Genomic DNA, 15,230 nt, shown 5'->3' with positions numbered 1-15,230 from the left:
ATTTGTGGCACTGTTAACCCTCCCTCTGCTTACGGAAGACCAAATTCATTACGCTTGATGCGAATCTCGTCCTGGATATATTGGGTGTAATCCATAATGGATTCCCTGGCCTCCACTTCGCCAACAACCGTCTTGTAAAATGCATTGAACAGATGGCGTCCGGTGAAATAACCGCCGGGCACTTCGGGAATTCCCTTCACGGTTTCGAATTGTGCCTTAAGGTTCGCATAATCCTCGGCCGGCCATGGAAGCGAATCAAGCGCTTTGATGTTGGCCGTTGGATAACGTGCAGCCGCCCCCATCAACCCTTCCATCTCACGGCCGAATTCAGCCTGAACCGGTGTACTGGTCCACCATTTCATGAACTCCCACGCAGCTTCCTGATCCTTGGCGCTCTCCAGCATCATGACCGCACTGCCCCCGCCCGGAACGTCCCGATTCAATGTTCCATCCGCTTGCACCGTACCCGGAACAGGAACAAATCCCCACAGTCCGCGGATCTCCGGTGCGAATACAGACAATTGGTTGTACATGGTGTAATCAGTCAAGCCAATCGGCATCTGTCCTGTCCGGAAACGGTTGGCAAAATCATATTCCCGTTCCAGCTTGTAATCCGTATAAAACTCCGTCCACTGCTTGAACGTCTCGATACCGATACGGGAATCCAGATCCGATTCCTTGCCATCGTTGCGATAGAAGGAGCCGCCATTCTGAAGCAGCATGGTAGCATACTGCGAATTAGGTGGAATGTTGACGCCCTGCATATTGGCCTGGGTCACGACCGGCATGCCGAATTCCATATGGTTTTTGCTCAGAATGGCCAGCAGACCCTCGACATCCTCCCAGTTTTGGGGAACTTCAAGACCCAACTCTTCCAACACGTCTTTACGGTAAAACAACATATTAAAGGTCTGTGTTTCCGGCAAGGCATACACACCTGAATCATAGGCATACGGTACGATGGCACTGTCCCTGAACTCCTGCTCTACCGTGCTATAGTCACTGAACTGCGTCAAATCCACAGCCGAGTTCCTCATTGCAAAGTTCACGGGCAGATCATTGCCGATCTGCATCGCTACATCCGGCCCCTCACCCGATAGGGTTGCTGGCAATAACGTCCCCATGTTGACCAGCTTCAGATTGACGTTGATGCCACTCTCTGACGTAAACGTCTCATCAATCATCGCTTTCATCGTGTTCGCCTGGTCCCGTCCACTACCGATCCAGACTGTAACCGTGCGCTGATCTTCCGATGTGGCTACATTCCCGATCTGGTTATAATCAATGAAGAACGAATGATAGAACATCTTCGCTTCATGAGCTAGTTTCGCCAGCGGTCCCATGCCTGTTCCAGGAATACTGCGGTCGATCGAAGTGACGTACAATGCGTCAATCTCAAGCGGTTGCTCGCGTGCTTGCTGCACCCATGTCCCAAGTCCGCCTGTGTTCGTCTTGTAAGCGGCAAGCCTTCTTGGAATCGTATCCGGTTTGTCAATCATCTCGTCCAGCTGCTGGGCCATCGTTTTGATCAACGCTTCCTGATCGCTGGACTGACCTGACAGGATGCGAAGCTGCGCCGCAATTTCATTCAGCCTTTTGCTCTCGCCACTGAACACCTCCAGCAGATTTGGGATCTGCTTCTCCACCCGATAATCCCTGAATTCATCGGGCTTGGTGCCTGTGATCATCAGGATTCTTCGGTACATGGAGTTCAGGTTGTACAGACTGTCCTCCACATTGCGGATGAGTGGGGCGAAGTCACCGAGGCTATTCTCCAGCCGAATCACATGTTTGCCTTTTTCCAACTGAAACTTGTAGGCTTCCTTACCGCCCATCACGTCAATGCGATAGTCACTTTGGTAACGAAAAGGGGCTTTCGTCATCTCTGCAAACGGCACTTCACCGTCAATGGTCAGTTTGCGTGTGGAATAGATGCCTTTGACGAAATTTTGCTGTGCGGTAAAACCGATATGATAAAGTCCACTCTCCGGCACATCCACTTCCCATTCGATCCATTGTCCTGGCAGACGCCAGTTATACCCACCAATCGTATTGATGCGTACCTGGGAAGCACTGTAAGGAGATACCGCTGAACTTGATCTTTCGTTGGTCGGGTATAGCGTTGGAGAAGATTTGGCAACAGCCGCTTCCCCTTCAATGCGGATGAGTACATTCTTCGGTTGCCCGGAAGAATCCGTATGCTGTGCTCCTGTAGTCTCCGCATACGGTATGGCTGTCTTTTCATTGAATAGCCGTAAGGATCGAATAATCATTGGTTCACGAGAGGATTTAAGCGTTAGCGTGTGTTCCCCTTTTTCCAGATAAAACTTGAATGGCGCCTGTTCGTACCCATCTGAATCCTGAAACGTTTCTTCCATCCAGCGGGGTTTCTCCACTTGTTTCGGACGAAGGTCATTCCCCTGATTATCTTGCTCGACAGCTTTTTTCTCGTTGCCCCATATCCGGTCAAACTGCAAATAGGCGGCTTCCGCAAACGGAAGTTCACCGTCAATGTACAATGCGCGCTCAATCGCGGAACTCTTGCCTTCTACGGGAAAATAAACAGCGGAAAGGTTGTACAGGCCGGTTTCCGGCACATGGATAACCCAGTCGACCTCCCCAGTCTCTCCGGTATGCAGGGACACACCTTCCTTGCCTTCATAATCATTTAATGTGCGGACTTTCTCACCCTCAGCCCGTATGTAGTCTGATGCTTCAATGGTGATATCCACTCCCGGCTGTGAAGCCTCGCCTGCTTTGGACAGGTATTGCTCATATCCCTTCTTCTGCCGGGTCTGCTGCAAGATCGCATCCACCTCAATCGCAGGCAAACTGCTTGGCGAAACATCTGCACTCTTCACATCTGCACCGGAAATAAAATAAAGGTTGACGCAGACTGCCGCCGCTACGATTACTGTGGGCAGGATCCATTTCTTTCGTTGTAGAATTCCAGCCATTCTACGAGTCCTCCTCATCAAGGCTGATGCCAGCTGCACCCTATTGTCAGGGATTCATTCAGGAAAAGAGGTGCCCGTGTATGATCTCCGGCACGCGGCACCTCTGCCTGAGTAACTGCTGGTGTTATTGTTTGCCGAGTTTATCGATTGCGGCTTGTGCCTGTGCTTTATACTTCTCAGCTGTTGCAGTAACAGAAGCATTGTTTTTGATGATATCGTTTACATAATCACCGATCGGATATCCCGCGTAGGCATCATCCAGCAGGATGCGCCCCGTGCCCGCGATATGCTCGCGAATGATGGCGATGTCCTTCTCGTCGGTATAACGGCTCTCCAGATAATCCTGACCCGGATACTCTTCAATCTGTGGGATGTCGAAGGTCTCTTCATAAATTTGGTATACCATCTTAGGATCTTCCACACCTTTGGGAATGAACTTCGCTGAGGCCGCATTGTTGGCGTACGTTACATCCTTGCTGCCCTGAGGGCCGTTTGGAATCGGTACGACTCCAGCAGCAAAGGTGATATCTCCCAGTTGCCATTCTGCAGCGGTGAACAAGGCAACGTCCCCATCCTTGAATGTATTGCTTTCCTCCCAGTTCGTTTTATCGCCTGTTTTGACTTTCACGACACTCTCTACGTTATATAGGCGTTTGACGAATTCGGCAGCCTCAATCGTTTTCGGATCGGACAATCCTTCTTTCGAATTTTCGTCATCTACAATCGTGCCGCCATTGGCTGCAGTAAAGTGACGAAGTACATCAATGGCCCAGCCGGAAAACCCGTACACGTCAATTTTGCCGTCGTTATCCGTATCTTTGGTTGCCTGTTTGGCGAGTTCCATGAATTTGTCCCAATCCCATTCGCCTTTGTTATATAGTTCCTGGGGATCGGGCAGAGATAGTTTTTTGAACAAGTCACGGTTATAATGCAGCCCCAGACCGATGCTAGTTGGAGAATCGAAGGCGTAGTAGTTGCCTGCAATGGCAGGATATTGGGCCATAAGGTTGGCCTCTTGGTTGATGTTGTTCTCAGCTGTGGTGAATTCGGAGATGGGCAACAGTTGCCCTTTGAGGATGGCTGGAAGTGCGGATTTATATTCCATCTGTACGATGTCTGCGAACGGTTCGCCAGCCAGCGCAGTCGTTGTGAATTTATTCATGTATTCTTCGAATGGTACGTTTACAAACTCAATTTTCACGTTATATTTCTTCTCAACTTCAGCGATTTTATCCAGACGTGCTTTGTCAGACGCGGTCTCCCCCGCCGGTTTCAGATCCCACCAGGCAGCAACCTTGATGACACGTCCGCCCAAATCCGGCACATCGACTGTCGCTTCTTCCGCTCCGCCCTCTTTGTCTGTCTCTGCGGTCCCGGTGCTGTTGCCTGAATTGGCTGTTGCATCAGTACCCGTCGGAGCTGTCCCTCCACCGCTGCAAGCGGATACAAACAGCATTACCGCCAACAACATTAGAGGTAAAACGTTCCATTTTCTAATCATAATTTTAACAACCTCCCCGAAATATACCCATCATGGTCCAGCATAAATAGACGCCTTACTGATCACCTAATGAAAATACAATGACCACCACCATTTGTTATTTTTTTGTTTTCTTTTAACAAACAAAATTTAACATAGCCAAATGTAAGCGTCAACATTTTTGTTGTTAACATTTTCTTTTTATGCTGTTAAACTGCTGATAAATCACCAAAACATCTTTTAAAACAGCGTATTTACCGCTCTCAACTTCTGAGTACACAAAAATATACACCGATAATCAACCCACCCATTTTGTTATTTTCAATAAATAACAAATAGATAATTTTTAAGACAAAAAACGTCTTTTTTTTCTGAAATACGTTCATCTTTGAGTTTAACTTACATCATTAAATGGTAGTGATTCCTAACATTTTTAATTCTCCGTCCGTTATTAGATTAAGAGAAATACATCATGATATACTAGAATGAGTTTGATTCAACAATGTAAAGAATACGGCAGAACTACGAGTGTAAGGATGGTATGATGAAGACGAAGGTAACAATTCAGGAAATTGCACATTTTACAGGTCTGTCGAAATTCGCGGTGTCACGTGCTCTGTCAGGAAAATCCGGTGTTAGTGATCAGACACGGGACGTCATTCTCAAGGCCGCTGGCAAACTTGGATATTTCAAAGATAACAGCATGTTGTCTGGTGATATGTATAGCAGCAATGAACTTCAGGACCCGCAGAACACGCGCTGGAGTGGAACGATTTTGATCTTGTTTCCCAATGTTCGTTATCAGAATCAGGAATCCGTCTACTGGGGACCGGTCTTTAACGGAATATCGTCCAGACTGAACCAGAAGGGAATCAATATTCTCACCCTTACAGAACCTTCTGCAGACCAGTTGTTCACGCTATTAAACCCGGACGCCATTCGGGGCATCATCACGGTTGGTTCAATCTCGACACCCATCCTGCTTGAAATCAAGCGTCTTGGAATTCCGGTCGTCATGGTGGATCATCTGGACCCGGTCTTCCACAGTGACAGCATTTTCACCGACAACTTTGCATCCATGCGTGAAATCATGCTCTATCTGCTTCGCAAGGGGTTTCAAAGATTCCAGTTTGTTGGAAATACCAGTGATGCGCACAGCTTCTATGAACGCTGGGTAGCCTATACTTCTGTGTTAATGGGCCACGGGATGGAAATTAATCAGATTCCCGAACTCAGTAGCCCCGAAATGGATGAGTTCCGTCAAACCTTCACTTCGGTGATCAACACCGATAACTTGCCTGAAGTTTTTGTCTGTGCCAATGACTTCTATGCGCTCTATACCATTGAAGCCTTGGAGAGCATGGGCATTCGTGTACCTGATCAGTGCGTTGTCACCGGATTTGACAATGTGTACGACAATATCCCGGTGCTCGCCACGGTCAATGTAAACAAGGAGCTACTCGGTGCGCGCGCAGTGGACCAGATGTTATGGCGCATTGTAAACCCGGAGAGCAGTGTGGAGAAAAAACTGATTTTGGCAGATGTTATGATTCGGGAACAATACGGAAGAACTAGCGGATAAGCGATAATATGCCGAGACATCAAAATACCCCCATAGCCAGTCACCTGCTGGCTTGGGGGTATTTCGGGTTCGTTGTCATAAAAACCAGTTAACCGTTCATTCTACGTATCTGTCCGTACATCATCCCAGTCCTGATCCAGATAACAGATTAGCCAATTGAGTGCACGGTGACGTTCGTAAGCTACTCCTCCATTTAGTCCCGCGGGAGGTGTTTGGTCCTTCACACAACTGTCCACACACACCCAATTGTATCGGTAGATCAGGTCTGCTGCATCCAGAATTTCGTTTTTGGAGCGGAGCTGTCCCCCGGCTATAAAGACTTCAACATCGTCACATTTTTGCAAATATCCTACAGCCTTTTCTACGTTACAGAGATCTACCGGAGCTCCAAGTTCCTTGACGTAGCCAAGCGCCCAGAACATCACATGATAAGCTTCGTAACCCCATGAAAAGGAGATAATCTCCTGATGCTCGGCCCCATGTTGCTCTATAAACCCTCTCTCCACAGGTGAAAAGAACGAAGCTGCATCATACTTGTCGATCACTTCCTGAACCAGTGCTGCTGTATCTTCGGCACTCTCCCCCGCTCCCAGGCACTCACCCTTGAGTGCTGCAATACACAGGGCAACCGCACGCCTTGCGACTTCCTCTTCACTTCGGATCACGGCCTGCTCATCCCCTGCCCTAGCAGGCAAATGTTCATTGTACGGAATTCCTTGTTCAGTCAGAAGCTGCTCTGACCGCTCTTTACGCTGAATGGCAGACTCCGACGGAGGTCTGACATCGTCCAGAAAACTGGTGTGCGCTGTCACCGTGTAATCCTCAACCTCGGATTCTCCATTAACATCCAGCAGTAGCTGGCCTTGTGCATTGAGCAGAGATCCACCTCCCCAGAAGATGACGGCATCCAAAGCATCGGCCATACGCAATAATTCGTTAAAGAATTCCTCCGAGATGTCATCTTCCGTCTCAATTCCAACCACCATGTTCAGTGTGGAACATTTGATCAGTACCTTTTCCTGAAGCGAAGCATGACGCCCCTCGATCTGACCCAGAAATCCCAACATTCCCTGAATCATTGCTGCAAACTCCTCAGGATGTGTCTGGCTGGTCATGATGTTGAAGCCCTTTGTTTTCTTAATGAACCATTTCTTCTGAATCACTTGTATGTGAGTCTTGTCCTCCTGACGCTCAATCGTATCCTCTGGATAAATGGATTGAATAAGTTCAAACAGCTGATCCAGGTCAAACTGGGAGCTGTATATCGCACAATTTTTCATGAATTTCACCTTCTCTTTCCAACTAGTCCTTATATGGATCGAATTCATTGCCTCCGGCCATTGCAACTCCAACAGGGCGCAGCAGATGATTGATTTTCAAGGTGTGAGCATGAGCGTTTAGCACGTCTTGCAGCTTTTTGTACACAAACGGGCTTTCGTCTGTACCTGCTCCCCGCAGCTCGACACCATAGGCACGAATTGCCTCCTGCATCTGTGCCTCGCTAATCTCGCCGCCCATGCGTGTACGCAGCTTGTAGTTCATTTTGCCAGCCGCCTGGGTTCGGCTCATCGTGCGCCCTGCCCCATGGACGGTGCTGCGGAATGACTCGGTATTCTCCTCACTGTGGATACCCTCTACGATCACCGAGATATCTCCCATACTACCTCCAACAAAACCGAGTTGACCTGGTGACAGCGGGGTTGCTCCTTTGCGTACCACCACAACATCTTCACCTATGTGTCGTTCTTTCCAGGCGAAGTTATGATGATTATGAACGACATATTCGGCACTTGCCCCGAGAATTCCGAGCACCTGTTCAATGACATAGTCACGTCCTGCATAGGCGTATCGACCTGCCAGGGTCATACCATCCCAATACATATCCCCCATTTCACTGTTCAGGTCAAACAATGTAGGTGGTTGATCCATAGACTCTCCGGGAGCTTTGCCACTGAACTTGCGTCCGGCGGCCAGATTGAGAAAACCACTGGCGACCTTATGACCAAAACCACGGCTGCCAAAGTGATTGGCAATCCATACTTTTCCCGTTGCCTCTTCCACAAAAATATCCACAAAATGATTGCCACTGCCTACGGTTCCGAGTTGGTTACGTGCGAGTGTCTTCAACTTCTGTTGTAATCCCGGTTCAATGGTGTCAAACAGTTTCCAGCTCGAATCGTCGAACAGTTCATGATCCACGGGTGTTGGATTGTTGCGGCCTACGCCAAAGGATATCGTCGAATTGATGTCATCCATGATAGCTGCAATTCGATCCCGAATATCGTCCCACATCAGATTCGTGCGTACAGCCTTGTTTCCACAGGCAATATCATATCCCACACCTGACGGACTGATCATATTCCGGTAAGCGACGACACCGCCGATGGGCTGCGAGTAGCCTTTGTGATGGTCGGCCATCAGAGCCACACCCAGTACGTCTCCATGCTGCGAGCAAGTCACTGCCTGACTTACCGCATTCTCCAGCGGTTCCCCCCAGACTTTGATGTTATCCACGATACGCATGATTGTGTTAACCTCCTGTCTTATTAAACTCTTTGTATATATTACCAAAAATTATGTGATGTGGGCAGTAAATCACTTCCTGCTGGATGATACAATTGCCGTTTCAATTGCAGTCCCCTTCGCACGTTATTGTGTAATCTTGGATTGTTTTATTTTATCATATTATATTTCACATCATACAAAATGACATATATATATTGCAAAAAGACTTGAATAGTATTATCATGAAGCAAGAATAAGAAATATTTCCCACATTTTACACATCTCTATGAAGGAGAGGTCACCATGAAATGGTTCAAAAAAAACGGCAATCAGGATGAGCGTATCGTCAATCTGAAAAACAAGGTATACAAGGAAGCTTACAGTTTAATCATGTGGATCTGCGGCATCTCCATCATGATCAAAAGCTTTCTCAATTGGGAAACTTACTCCATGCTGACGGAAGTGATCGTCCTTCTCGCAGGAAGTATCTATTTCGGAGTTCGTTCCATCATGCTGGGCATTTATTCGGATGAAGTTGAAGTCCATGACCAGACCAGTAAAATTTCATATAACCTGCGCAGCATGATCACGGGTCTAATTATCGGTATTTCAATTGCCTTGTTCATGGGCATAAGAAGTTCCGTTTTGTTTGCCGAAACGGCGCATGAGAAGTGGTGGTATTTCTTCCTCGTATTTACTATTTCACTACTTCTTTACATCCCGTTCTTTGCGGGATTCAATGTCATCGTTCATCACTTTGCAAACAAGGCGAGTCAAAAAGCGGCTCGTAAAGATCAGTGGGATTCATAGAAAGGACACAAGGGTGAAAGGCATGAAAAATATACGATTAAAAGTCGCCCGGGTAGAAAAGGATCTATCGCAAGACGATCTGGCACGGATCGTTGGTGTTTCGAGGCAAACCATTGGTCTCATAGAACTGGGAAAGTATAACCCGTCCCTTAGCTTATGTATTGCCATATGCAAGGCGCTCTCAAGAACTCTGAATGACCTGTTCTGGGACGAAGAGCAGACATAAGCCGGATGGTTCCAATACTAAATCATTTATGATCACGCACATGATGAGGAGGAAATATTTTGATTTATTTCAGGAAAAGAAAAACGGGTGCTGTACTTGCACTGACTACAGCCATACTGGTGAGTTCGCTCTATCCAACAGGGCATGCTGGTGCAGCAGCATCCACCATGGAGACCATACAGGGTCAGGTCACCCAAGTGCAATCCGCAAAAACATCGGATGAGAAAATTGCGGAGTGGAACGAATGGGCCAAAGATCATGCGTATCGACTGGACAGCATACAGCCTGTGAAGACAGGTCAGGAGCGCGATTCATTTTCGGATCTGAATATGCTGAAGCCTCTGCTGCATGACAAACGAATTGTATTTCTGGGTGAAAGCTCCCATGGGGTTGCCGAATTTAACTTGGCGAAGACCCGACTGATACAGTTTTTGCATCAGGAAATGGGATACAATGTTCTTGCCTTTGAAAGCGGTCTCTCCAACACATCGCTGGCTAATGCCACGATAGCACAGCAAAGTCCGGAGCAAACGATGAAAAACTCCATCTTCGGCGTCTGGTGGTCAAAGGAAATCACGCCCTTGTTCGATTATCTCAAAACAAACGCACAAACTGAACAGCCTCTGATCCTGACCGGTTTCGATATGCAGCTGCAATTCCCGTTGTTGGACGGTAACTGGCTGAAGGATAAAAAACTCGCCAAGCGCCTTGCACAAACGGAACAAAAGCTGTCCGAATTCTCCGCCGGAACAGACCTGAAGGCCTACCGCGCTGAGAAAAATGAGATCATCCAGGTATACAAAGATGTCCTACAATCCCTGAAATCCGAAGCGAACCAGACTTATCTGCAAAAAGAATACCCGAATCAGCCGAAACTTTCCATGCTGCTGGAGCGAAGCCTCAATGATCGAATTCGTGTAGCGAGGGAATATGTCGATCTTTCGATCCGTTCAATGACTGAAATAAATGAAGGCAAAATGGAGTCGTTTATTGATTCAATGGAGTGGCGCGATCAAGCGATGCATGACAATCTCATGTGGCTCGCTACCGAAGTATATCCAAACGAAAAGTTCATCGTATGGGGACATAATGATCACATCCGCAAAGCCCAAAGCAAAGTGATGGGCTCACCCTATCCAATAGCCCTCATGGGAGAAAAACTTTCGAAGGAAATGAAGCAATCCAGTTATGTTCTTGGATTGTATGCATCCAGTGGTCAAACGGCTGATAATTCCGGCGAACTTCATGTCGTTGAGCCAGCGGAACCCGGCTCCGTTGAAGGAATTATGTCAGCGACAAATGCAAAGTACAGCTTCTTGGATATGCGGTATCAGAGCAGAGAAACAGGAAACTCCTGGATGTTCGAACCACGATTTGCATACAGCTGGGGCATATACCCTGAGAGTTTAGTCCCACGTGATCAGTATGACGGCATTTTAATGATTGATGATGTTCATCCACCGCAATATATCCGATCATTCTCATCCGGTTCCAAAGAACCAAGTAAGGAATAAATACAAAATACAAAAAGAGAGCTGCCAGCTCTCTTTTTGTATTTTACATTTCACATGTCTACTTCCCCGATCGATCGCCCCAGAACTCTCACGTCAAACATGATACCTAATAACCATCCCTGTTCTCGGTCACAAAAACAGAAAGATATGTCAATTAAAATGCTTCCGGTAACCCTGAACCTTCTCATCCTTGAAACCCAGCTTCTCATAGAACCTATGTGCTTCCTTGCGCTGATCGCCAGACACCAGAATCATGTACTCACATCCAAGATCTTTCGCAATATGCTCTATCTGAAGCATCAACTTCTGCCCGATGCCCTGCCTGCGTACCTGATCCGACACAATCACATTCTCCACAACCATGAACGGTTTGCATTGACCCACCAGATCCATGCATTCAATGCCCATAACGGAACCGACCAGTTTCCCGTTGTAAAATGCACCAAGTACATGGTAGTGTCCATTTTGCTGAATGTGCTGGAACATCTTCTGCATTTGCAGTTCATTGGTTGGTGTCCCCATCAACTCATTATACAGTTTGCTTAAAGCTGACAGATCCTGTAGTTCTATGGCCTTGATTGTAACCATGACATATCCCCCTGAATTCTCTCTTGTATGGCACTCTATATTCTATCTTAAGTGAGATTTTTCTTGAAATAGTAATGATGATGTCCGGTTGGTGCATTCTCGATGGTTGTAATCAGTTGGTATCCATGCTTCTTATAGAATTCTGGTGCCTGGTAGGAGAAGGTGTTCAGCATGACAAAATCACAGTGCTTCTCGCGCGCAAGACGTTCGACTTCACACAGCAACTGGGAGCCGTAGCCCTGATGTCGTTGCTTGGAGTCGACCCAAAGGATATCGAGTTCTACCCAGTTCCAGCATAGTGTGCTGAGCACTCCCGCAACGATCTCTCCAGCTTCATTTTTGATATTATAATTCATTTCCTCATACCGATTCTTCAATTCATCGCTCACATGTGCCGCGTTATACGATACTAATTGCTGGCGAACATACGCCGAATCCTCCACAGTACTTGGGCTTATGTTTCCCTTAGGCATCGTATTCTCCTCTCGATGATCTCTTCATTCCATAACCTTATATACGAAAAACTATTCCGATAACTGAAGCAACCATTTACGCAAGGATTCAATCTCTATAAATATATCTTGACCCTCATGTATCGTTTTGGATATATCAAGCTCACTCTGTGTTTGGTACTCACCCAACAACTTGCTCCATAGAAATTCTACAGCTCTCAATAGCTCCAACAAAAACGCCTTCTCAGCTGTAATGAACTGAGTCAGTATATCCTGAGGAACCAACTCCAAACGAATAGCACATCTTAATTGTCCATTTGCCAACTGCTCCATCTCAAGCAAATAAGGATCAGCTCCGTAACTCACACAGGCTTTTCCCTGCTCCATCAACTTGCGAATAGCTCGCAGATAATCCTGCCATATATTCAAGCCACTTGGGACCTCATATCCGATCAGTGGTTGTCCACTATCATCAGTCACATGAATAGCCATCTGAAGGTAGTCCAGACCAAATTTGCCACTCATCATCAACTGTTCAACCAGTTCACGATCATTTACATCTGCATACCGAACTTCCGGCCTTTGTGTCACGGCAACCAGCCAATTATTTATCCCTGTTTCCTCTTCAATGAATGATCCTGGTTTAACCAGGAAAACTTTAGCTTTAATCAGTTGCATTACGCCTCCTTCACCCTGACAATAATGACTAGTTTTAGCCTACTTTACTCCCAATCGAAGCATTCTATAGTTCGCCCATATGTAATTCAACCCGGATAAAAGAGTAACGCCCGTTGCAACCCATAGTAAGGCTATATCCACCCGTATATCGGTTAGTAGATGAAATGGATAATTGTTGAGCAATATTGTGAGGATTGCAGCAACCTGGAGCACCATTTTGATCTTGCCATATCGATCAGCTGCGAGTGCGATCCCCTGCTCCGTCGCTACCATCCGTAACGCTGTAATAACAATTTCACGTCCAATGATGATCACAGCAATCCACGAATTGATTAAGTTCTCCTGAACCATCATAATCAGCGCTACCGCAATTAACAGTTTATCTGCCAGCGGATCAAGCAGCTTTCCCAGATTCGTGACCTGATTATATTTTCTCGCCACATATCCATCCAGCTTATCTGTACCCGCCGCTACTGCAAAAATGATAACTGCAAGCATCACGCTCTGCTGATTCCAAAAACACACCATAAACACAGGAATCAACGCAATTCTAGCCAAAGTAATTTGGTTCGCCAGATTCAGATTCATTCGATCGCTTCACTCTTCGCATCCATGCTGGCTAACTGCACCTTTTTCCATTTACGAATCTTGGCACGAAAAGATTTAAACGGAGCTACCGAATTAATCTGAATCCACTTCACCATAGCCCATCCTGGCTTGGTTCCGGTCCACTGTCTCACCCCTTGTACGAATAACTCCTCATCGCTAAGCGAGTCAATCCAGTTCTGCCACTGCTGTTCTGTCTCCTGGAACAAAGAGCGCAGCTCTTCCAGAGTATAGTCTGAATACTTTTCGTAAAAAGATTCATTTAATGGCCCCAGCTGGTTCCATTTATATCCGGGAGCAGGCATAACACATTCATGTCCCAACTTCTCATTTCGCTCCCAGTCCAACACGAGGTTCATCCATCCCAACTGGTAGGCGATTATCTGGGCAGGCGTCTTATCCACACCTTCAACCCGTTTATCTTTGTTGCTGTTATGGATGTCATTGAATTCGCCCTCAAACAATAGATATGTGCTTCGAATCGTCTCACTTAACTCTTTCTTCGATGCATAGAGAACTCCAGGCATGTTACTCCACTCCTCTCGTTTCATCGTTATACATGAATCAGATTCATTGACTCTATCATCATTTCGACCCAGTTCCATGATCCTCCTTTTTTTCCACAAACGTGAAGTGTAGTAAGTGACAGGATGGTAGATAACATCGATCTGAAACCAGACGAAGTCGGGCAAATGACGTATGAATGGCTGCGAATTCACCAACTGCTCGATCAACAGCATGCCTTGACTTCTCAGACTGAACATTATCGGAAGGAGTCTTCGTCTCATTTTATTTTGCTGGAGCAGGAGAAGGATGAGATGTTGGCCTGGATTCATGAGGGCTTTCAGCGATCTCCAAATCCCCCGAATTATAGGTACGATCCCAGATGGTTAATTTTTTGTAGAAACGGGGCTCTTGGATATCTCGCCCAGATAAAAACGATGCATACCACCACATTCAGCACAACGATATACGTTATAGACCGGAATGAAATGGACGTGTCGATATAGGCCACAAATAACATGATGAGCTGCATGCTTACAAGTAAAAATAGCCAACTGAGCTTTTCCCGGATGTACTTGCCAATCATGCTTCCTCCTCTTCTGTTGCCATATATCCCTGACCAACTTTGGTTTCAATATAGTTATCCAGTCCAAGGGGTTCAAGCTTCTTGCAGAGCCGATTGACATTAACCGTCAGCGTGTTATCACTCACAAAATGCTCATGATCCCATAAACTCCGTATGAGGTCTTCGCGGGTGACAATCTGATTTTTATGCTCTACCAGCACTTTGAGAATGAACATCTCATTTTGGGTCAAAAGGGCAGATTCATCCCCACAAGTGAGTGTATTTTTCACGTATTCAATGGTTGCCCCGCGCCAGGTTTCAATTCGCTCTGTGTTGTAGTTGTACACCCTGCGCAGGGTCGCTTGTATTTTGGCAATCAGGACGTCGAAATGAAAGGGCTTCAGGATGAAATCATCCGCGCCCAACTGCATCGACATGACCATATCCGTAGGATGATCCCGTGAGGACAGAAAAAAAATCGGCACGTTGGAATGAGCACGGATAATCCGGCACCAGTGAAACCCGTCATATTGGGGAAGCTGAATATCAATAATGACCAGCTGGGGCTGAATCATACTGTACTCCTGCAACACCTTGCCAAAGTCCTGTACACCATACACATCATATGACCACTGAGATAACCGTTCTTTGATTTCACTGAATAACGATTCATCGTCTTCAATGAGCATAATTTTAAACATGTTTCGCCACCACATTTCTGTTCTTCTTGGGCACTGCCCCAAGCATATTGTTTGACAATCTA

15 protein-coding genes are annotated in these 15,230 nt (G+C 46.6%); 5 read left to right on the top strand and 10 right to left on the bottom strand.

The window, feature by feature from the left end; all coding sequences use genetic code 11:
- Positions 1-29: 29 nt before the first annotated feature.
- Positions 30-2,957: an extracellular solute-binding protein gene (locus tag ACR32F_RS08340; protein WP_440117889.1), complete on the bottom strand. Its 2,928-nt coding sequence runs from the start codon at positions 2,955-2,957 to the stop codon at positions 30-32.
- 124 nt (positions 2,958-3,081) lie between these two features.
- On the bottom strand, positions 3,082-4,458 hold the full coding sequence (locus tag ACR32F_RS08335; protein WP_440117887.1) for an ABC transporter substrate-binding protein: 1,377 nt from the start codon (positions 4,456-4,458) through the stop codon (positions 3,082-3,084).
- 520 nt (positions 4,459-4,978) lie between these two features.
- Here ACR32F_RS08335 and ACR32F_RS08330 point away from each other — a divergent pair.
- A complete protein-coding gene (locus ACR32F_RS08330) occupies positions 4,979-6,019 on the top strand; it encodes a LacI family DNA-binding transcriptional regulator (RefSeq protein ID WP_440117885.1) in 1,041 nt (346 codons plus the stop codon).
- A 101-nt stretch (positions 6,020-6,120) separates the two neighbouring features.
- On the opposite strand, the gene ACR32F_RS08325 is transcribed toward ACR32F_RS08330, so the two are convergent.
- Both ACR32F_RS08325 and ACR32F_RS08320 read right to left on the bottom strand, forming a co-directional pair.
- On the bottom strand, positions 6,121-7,299 hold the full coding sequence (locus ACR32F_RS08325; protein WP_440117883.1) for a DUF4272 domain-containing protein: 1,179 nt from the start codon (positions 7,297-7,299) through the stop codon (positions 6,121-6,123).
- A 22-nt stretch (positions 7,300-7,321) separates the two neighbouring features.
- On the bottom strand, positions 7,322-8,542 hold the full coding sequence (locus ACR32F_RS08320; RefSeq protein WP_440117882.1) for an RtcB family protein: 1,221 nt from the start codon (positions 8,540-8,542) through the stop codon (positions 7,322-7,324).
- 285 nt (positions 8,543-8,827) lie between these two features.
- Between ACR32F_RS08320 and ACR32F_RS08315 the strand changes: the two genes are divergently transcribed.
- From ACR32F_RS08315 to ACR32F_RS08305, 3 genes are read left to right on the top strand one after another with little or no spacing between them, the layout of a single operon-like run.
- Positions 8,828-9,334 (top strand): DUF6773 family protein, encoded by a 507-nt coding sequence (locus ACR32F_RS08315; protein ID WP_440117880.1) that lies wholly within the window; start codon positions 8,828-8,830, stop codon positions 9,332-9,334.
- Positions 9,335-9,356: 22 nt separating this feature from the next.
- Positions 9,357-9,560, top strand: coding sequence for a helix-turn-helix transcriptional regulator (locus tag ACR32F_RS08310; RefSeq protein ID WP_175399435.1), 204 nt, complete (start codon positions 9,357-9,359; stop codon positions 9,558-9,560).
- A 59-nt stretch (positions 9,561-9,619) separates the two neighbouring features.
- Positions 9,620-11,074: an erythromycin esterase family protein gene (locus ACR32F_RS08305; protein ID WP_440117878.1), complete on the top strand. Its 1,455-nt coding sequence runs from the start codon at positions 9,620-9,622 to the stop codon at positions 11,072-11,074.
- Positions 11,075-11,224: 150 nt separating this feature from the next.
- Here the strand turns inward: ACR32F_RS08305 and ACR32F_RS08300 are convergent, their stop codons facing one another.
- The 5 genes from ACR32F_RS08300 to ACR32F_RS08280 are packed head-to-tail and all read right to left on the bottom strand — an operon-like array spanning position 11,225 to position 13,925.
- Entirely contained in the window at positions 11,225-11,662 is a 438-nt protein-coding gene (locus tag ACR32F_RS08300; RefSeq protein ID WP_440117876.1) for a GNAT family N-acetyltransferase, read from the bottom strand.
- A 47-nt stretch (positions 11,663-11,709) separates the two neighbouring features.
- The gene (locus tag ACR32F_RS08295; RefSeq protein WP_440117874.1) at positions 11,710-12,135 is read right to left on the bottom strand and encodes a GNAT family N-acetyltransferase; all 426 of its coding nucleotides are present in this window, start codon (positions 12,133-12,135) and stop codon (positions 11,710-11,712) included.
- A gap of 51 nt (positions 12,136-12,186) precedes the next feature.
- Positions 12,187-12,792, bottom strand: coding sequence for a hypothetical protein (locus tag ACR32F_RS08290; protein WP_440117872.1), 606 nt, complete (start codon positions 12,790-12,792; stop codon positions 12,187-12,189).
- Between the two features lie 39 nt (positions 12,793-12,831).
- Positions 12,832-13,380 carry a CDP-diacylglycerol--glycerol-3-phosphate 3-phosphatidyltransferase gene (pgsA, locus tag ACR32F_RS08285; RefSeq protein ID WP_440117870.1) on the bottom strand — a complete coding sequence of 183 codons (549 nt, stop codon included), beginning with the start codon at positions 13,378-13,380 and terminating at the stop codon, positions 12,832-12,834.
- A complete protein-coding gene (locus tag ACR32F_RS08280; protein WP_440119741.1) occupies positions 13,377-13,925 on the bottom strand; it encodes a ClbS/DfsB family four-helix bundle protein in 549 nt (182 codons plus the stop codon). The genes pgsA and ACR32F_RS08280 overlap by 4 nt, the downstream gene beginning before the upstream one ends.
- A 123-nt stretch (positions 13,926-14,048) precedes the next feature.
- Here ACR32F_RS08280 and ACR32F_RS08275 point away from each other — a divergent pair, with 123 nt between their 5' ends.
- Entirely contained in the window at positions 14,049-14,408 is a 360-nt protein-coding gene (locus ACR32F_RS08275; RefSeq protein ID WP_440117868.1) for a hypothetical protein, read from the top strand.
- 76 nt (positions 14,409-14,484) lie between these two features.
- On the opposite strand, the gene ACR32F_RS08270 is transcribed toward ACR32F_RS08275, so the two are convergent.
- On the bottom strand, positions 14,485-15,168 hold the full coding sequence (locus ACR32F_RS08270) for a response regulator transcription factor (RefSeq protein ID WP_440117866.1): 684 nt from the start codon (positions 15,166-15,168) through the stop codon (positions 14,485-14,487).
- Positions 15,169-15,230 lie beyond the last annotated feature (62 nt).

This window comes from Paenibacillus hebaui (assembly GCF_051934385.1).
In the GTDB taxonomy this organism is placed as follows: domain Bacteria; phylum Bacillota; class Bacilli; order Paenibacillales; family Paenibacillaceae; genus Paenibacillus.
The sequence above is the reverse complement of the archived record's forward strand: the minus strand, read 5'-3'. Positions and strand labels throughout refer to the sequence as shown.

Coding starts and splice junctions, on each gene's coding strand:
- ACR32F_RS08340 (WP_440117889.1), bottom strand. CDS start 2,957: ATGGCTGGAATTCTACAACGAAAGAAATGGATCCTGCCCACAGTAATC.
- ACR32F_RS08335 (WP_440117887.1), bottom strand. CDS start 4,458: ATGATTAGAAAATGGAACGTTTTACCTCTAATGTTGTTGGCGGTAATG.
- ACR32F_RS08330 (WP_440117885.1), top strand. CDS start 4,979: ATGATGAAGACGAAGGTAACAATTCAGGAAATTGCACATTTTACAGGT.
- ACR32F_RS08325 (WP_440117883.1), bottom strand. CDS start 7,299: ATGAAAAATTGTGCGATATACAGCTCCCAGTTTGACCTGGATCAGCTG.
- ACR32F_RS08320 (WP_440117882.1), bottom strand. CDS start 8,542: ATGCGTATCGTGGATAACATCAAAGTCTGGGGGGAACCGCTGGAGAAT.
- ACR32F_RS08315 (WP_440117880.1), top strand. CDS start 8,828: ATGAAATGGTTCAAAAAAAACGGCAATCAGGATGAGCGTATCGTCAAT.
- ACR32F_RS08310 (WP_175399435.1), top strand. CDS start 9,357: ATGAAAAATATACGATTAAAAGTCGCCCGGGTAGAAAAGGATCTATCG.
- ACR32F_RS08300 (WP_440117876.1), bottom strand. CDS start 11,662: ATGGTTACAATCAAGGCCATAGAACTACAGGATCTGTCAGCTTTAAGC.
- ACR32F_RS08295 (WP_440117874.1), bottom strand. CDS start 12,135: ATGCCTAAGGGAAACATAAGCCCAAGTACTGTGGAGGATTCGGCGTAT.
- ACR32F_RS08290 (WP_440117872.1), bottom strand. CDS start 12,792: ATGCAACTGATTAAAGCTAAAGTTTTCCTGGTTAAACCAGGATCATTC.
- pgsA (WP_440117870.1), bottom strand. CDS start 13,380: ATGAATCTGAATCTGGCGAACCAAATTACTTTGGCTAGAATTGCGTTG.
- ACR32F_RS08280 (WP_440119741.1), bottom strand. CDS start 13,925: ATGCCTGGAGTTCTCTATGCATCGAAGAAAGAGTTAAGTGAGACGATT.
- ACR32F_RS08275 (WP_440117868.1), top strand. CDS start 14,049: ATGGTAGATAACATCGATCTGAAACCAGACGAAGTCGGGCAAATGACG.
- ACR32F_RS08270 (WP_440117866.1), bottom strand. CDS start 15,168: ATGTTTAAAATTATGCTCATTGAAGACGATGAATCGTTATTCAGTGAA.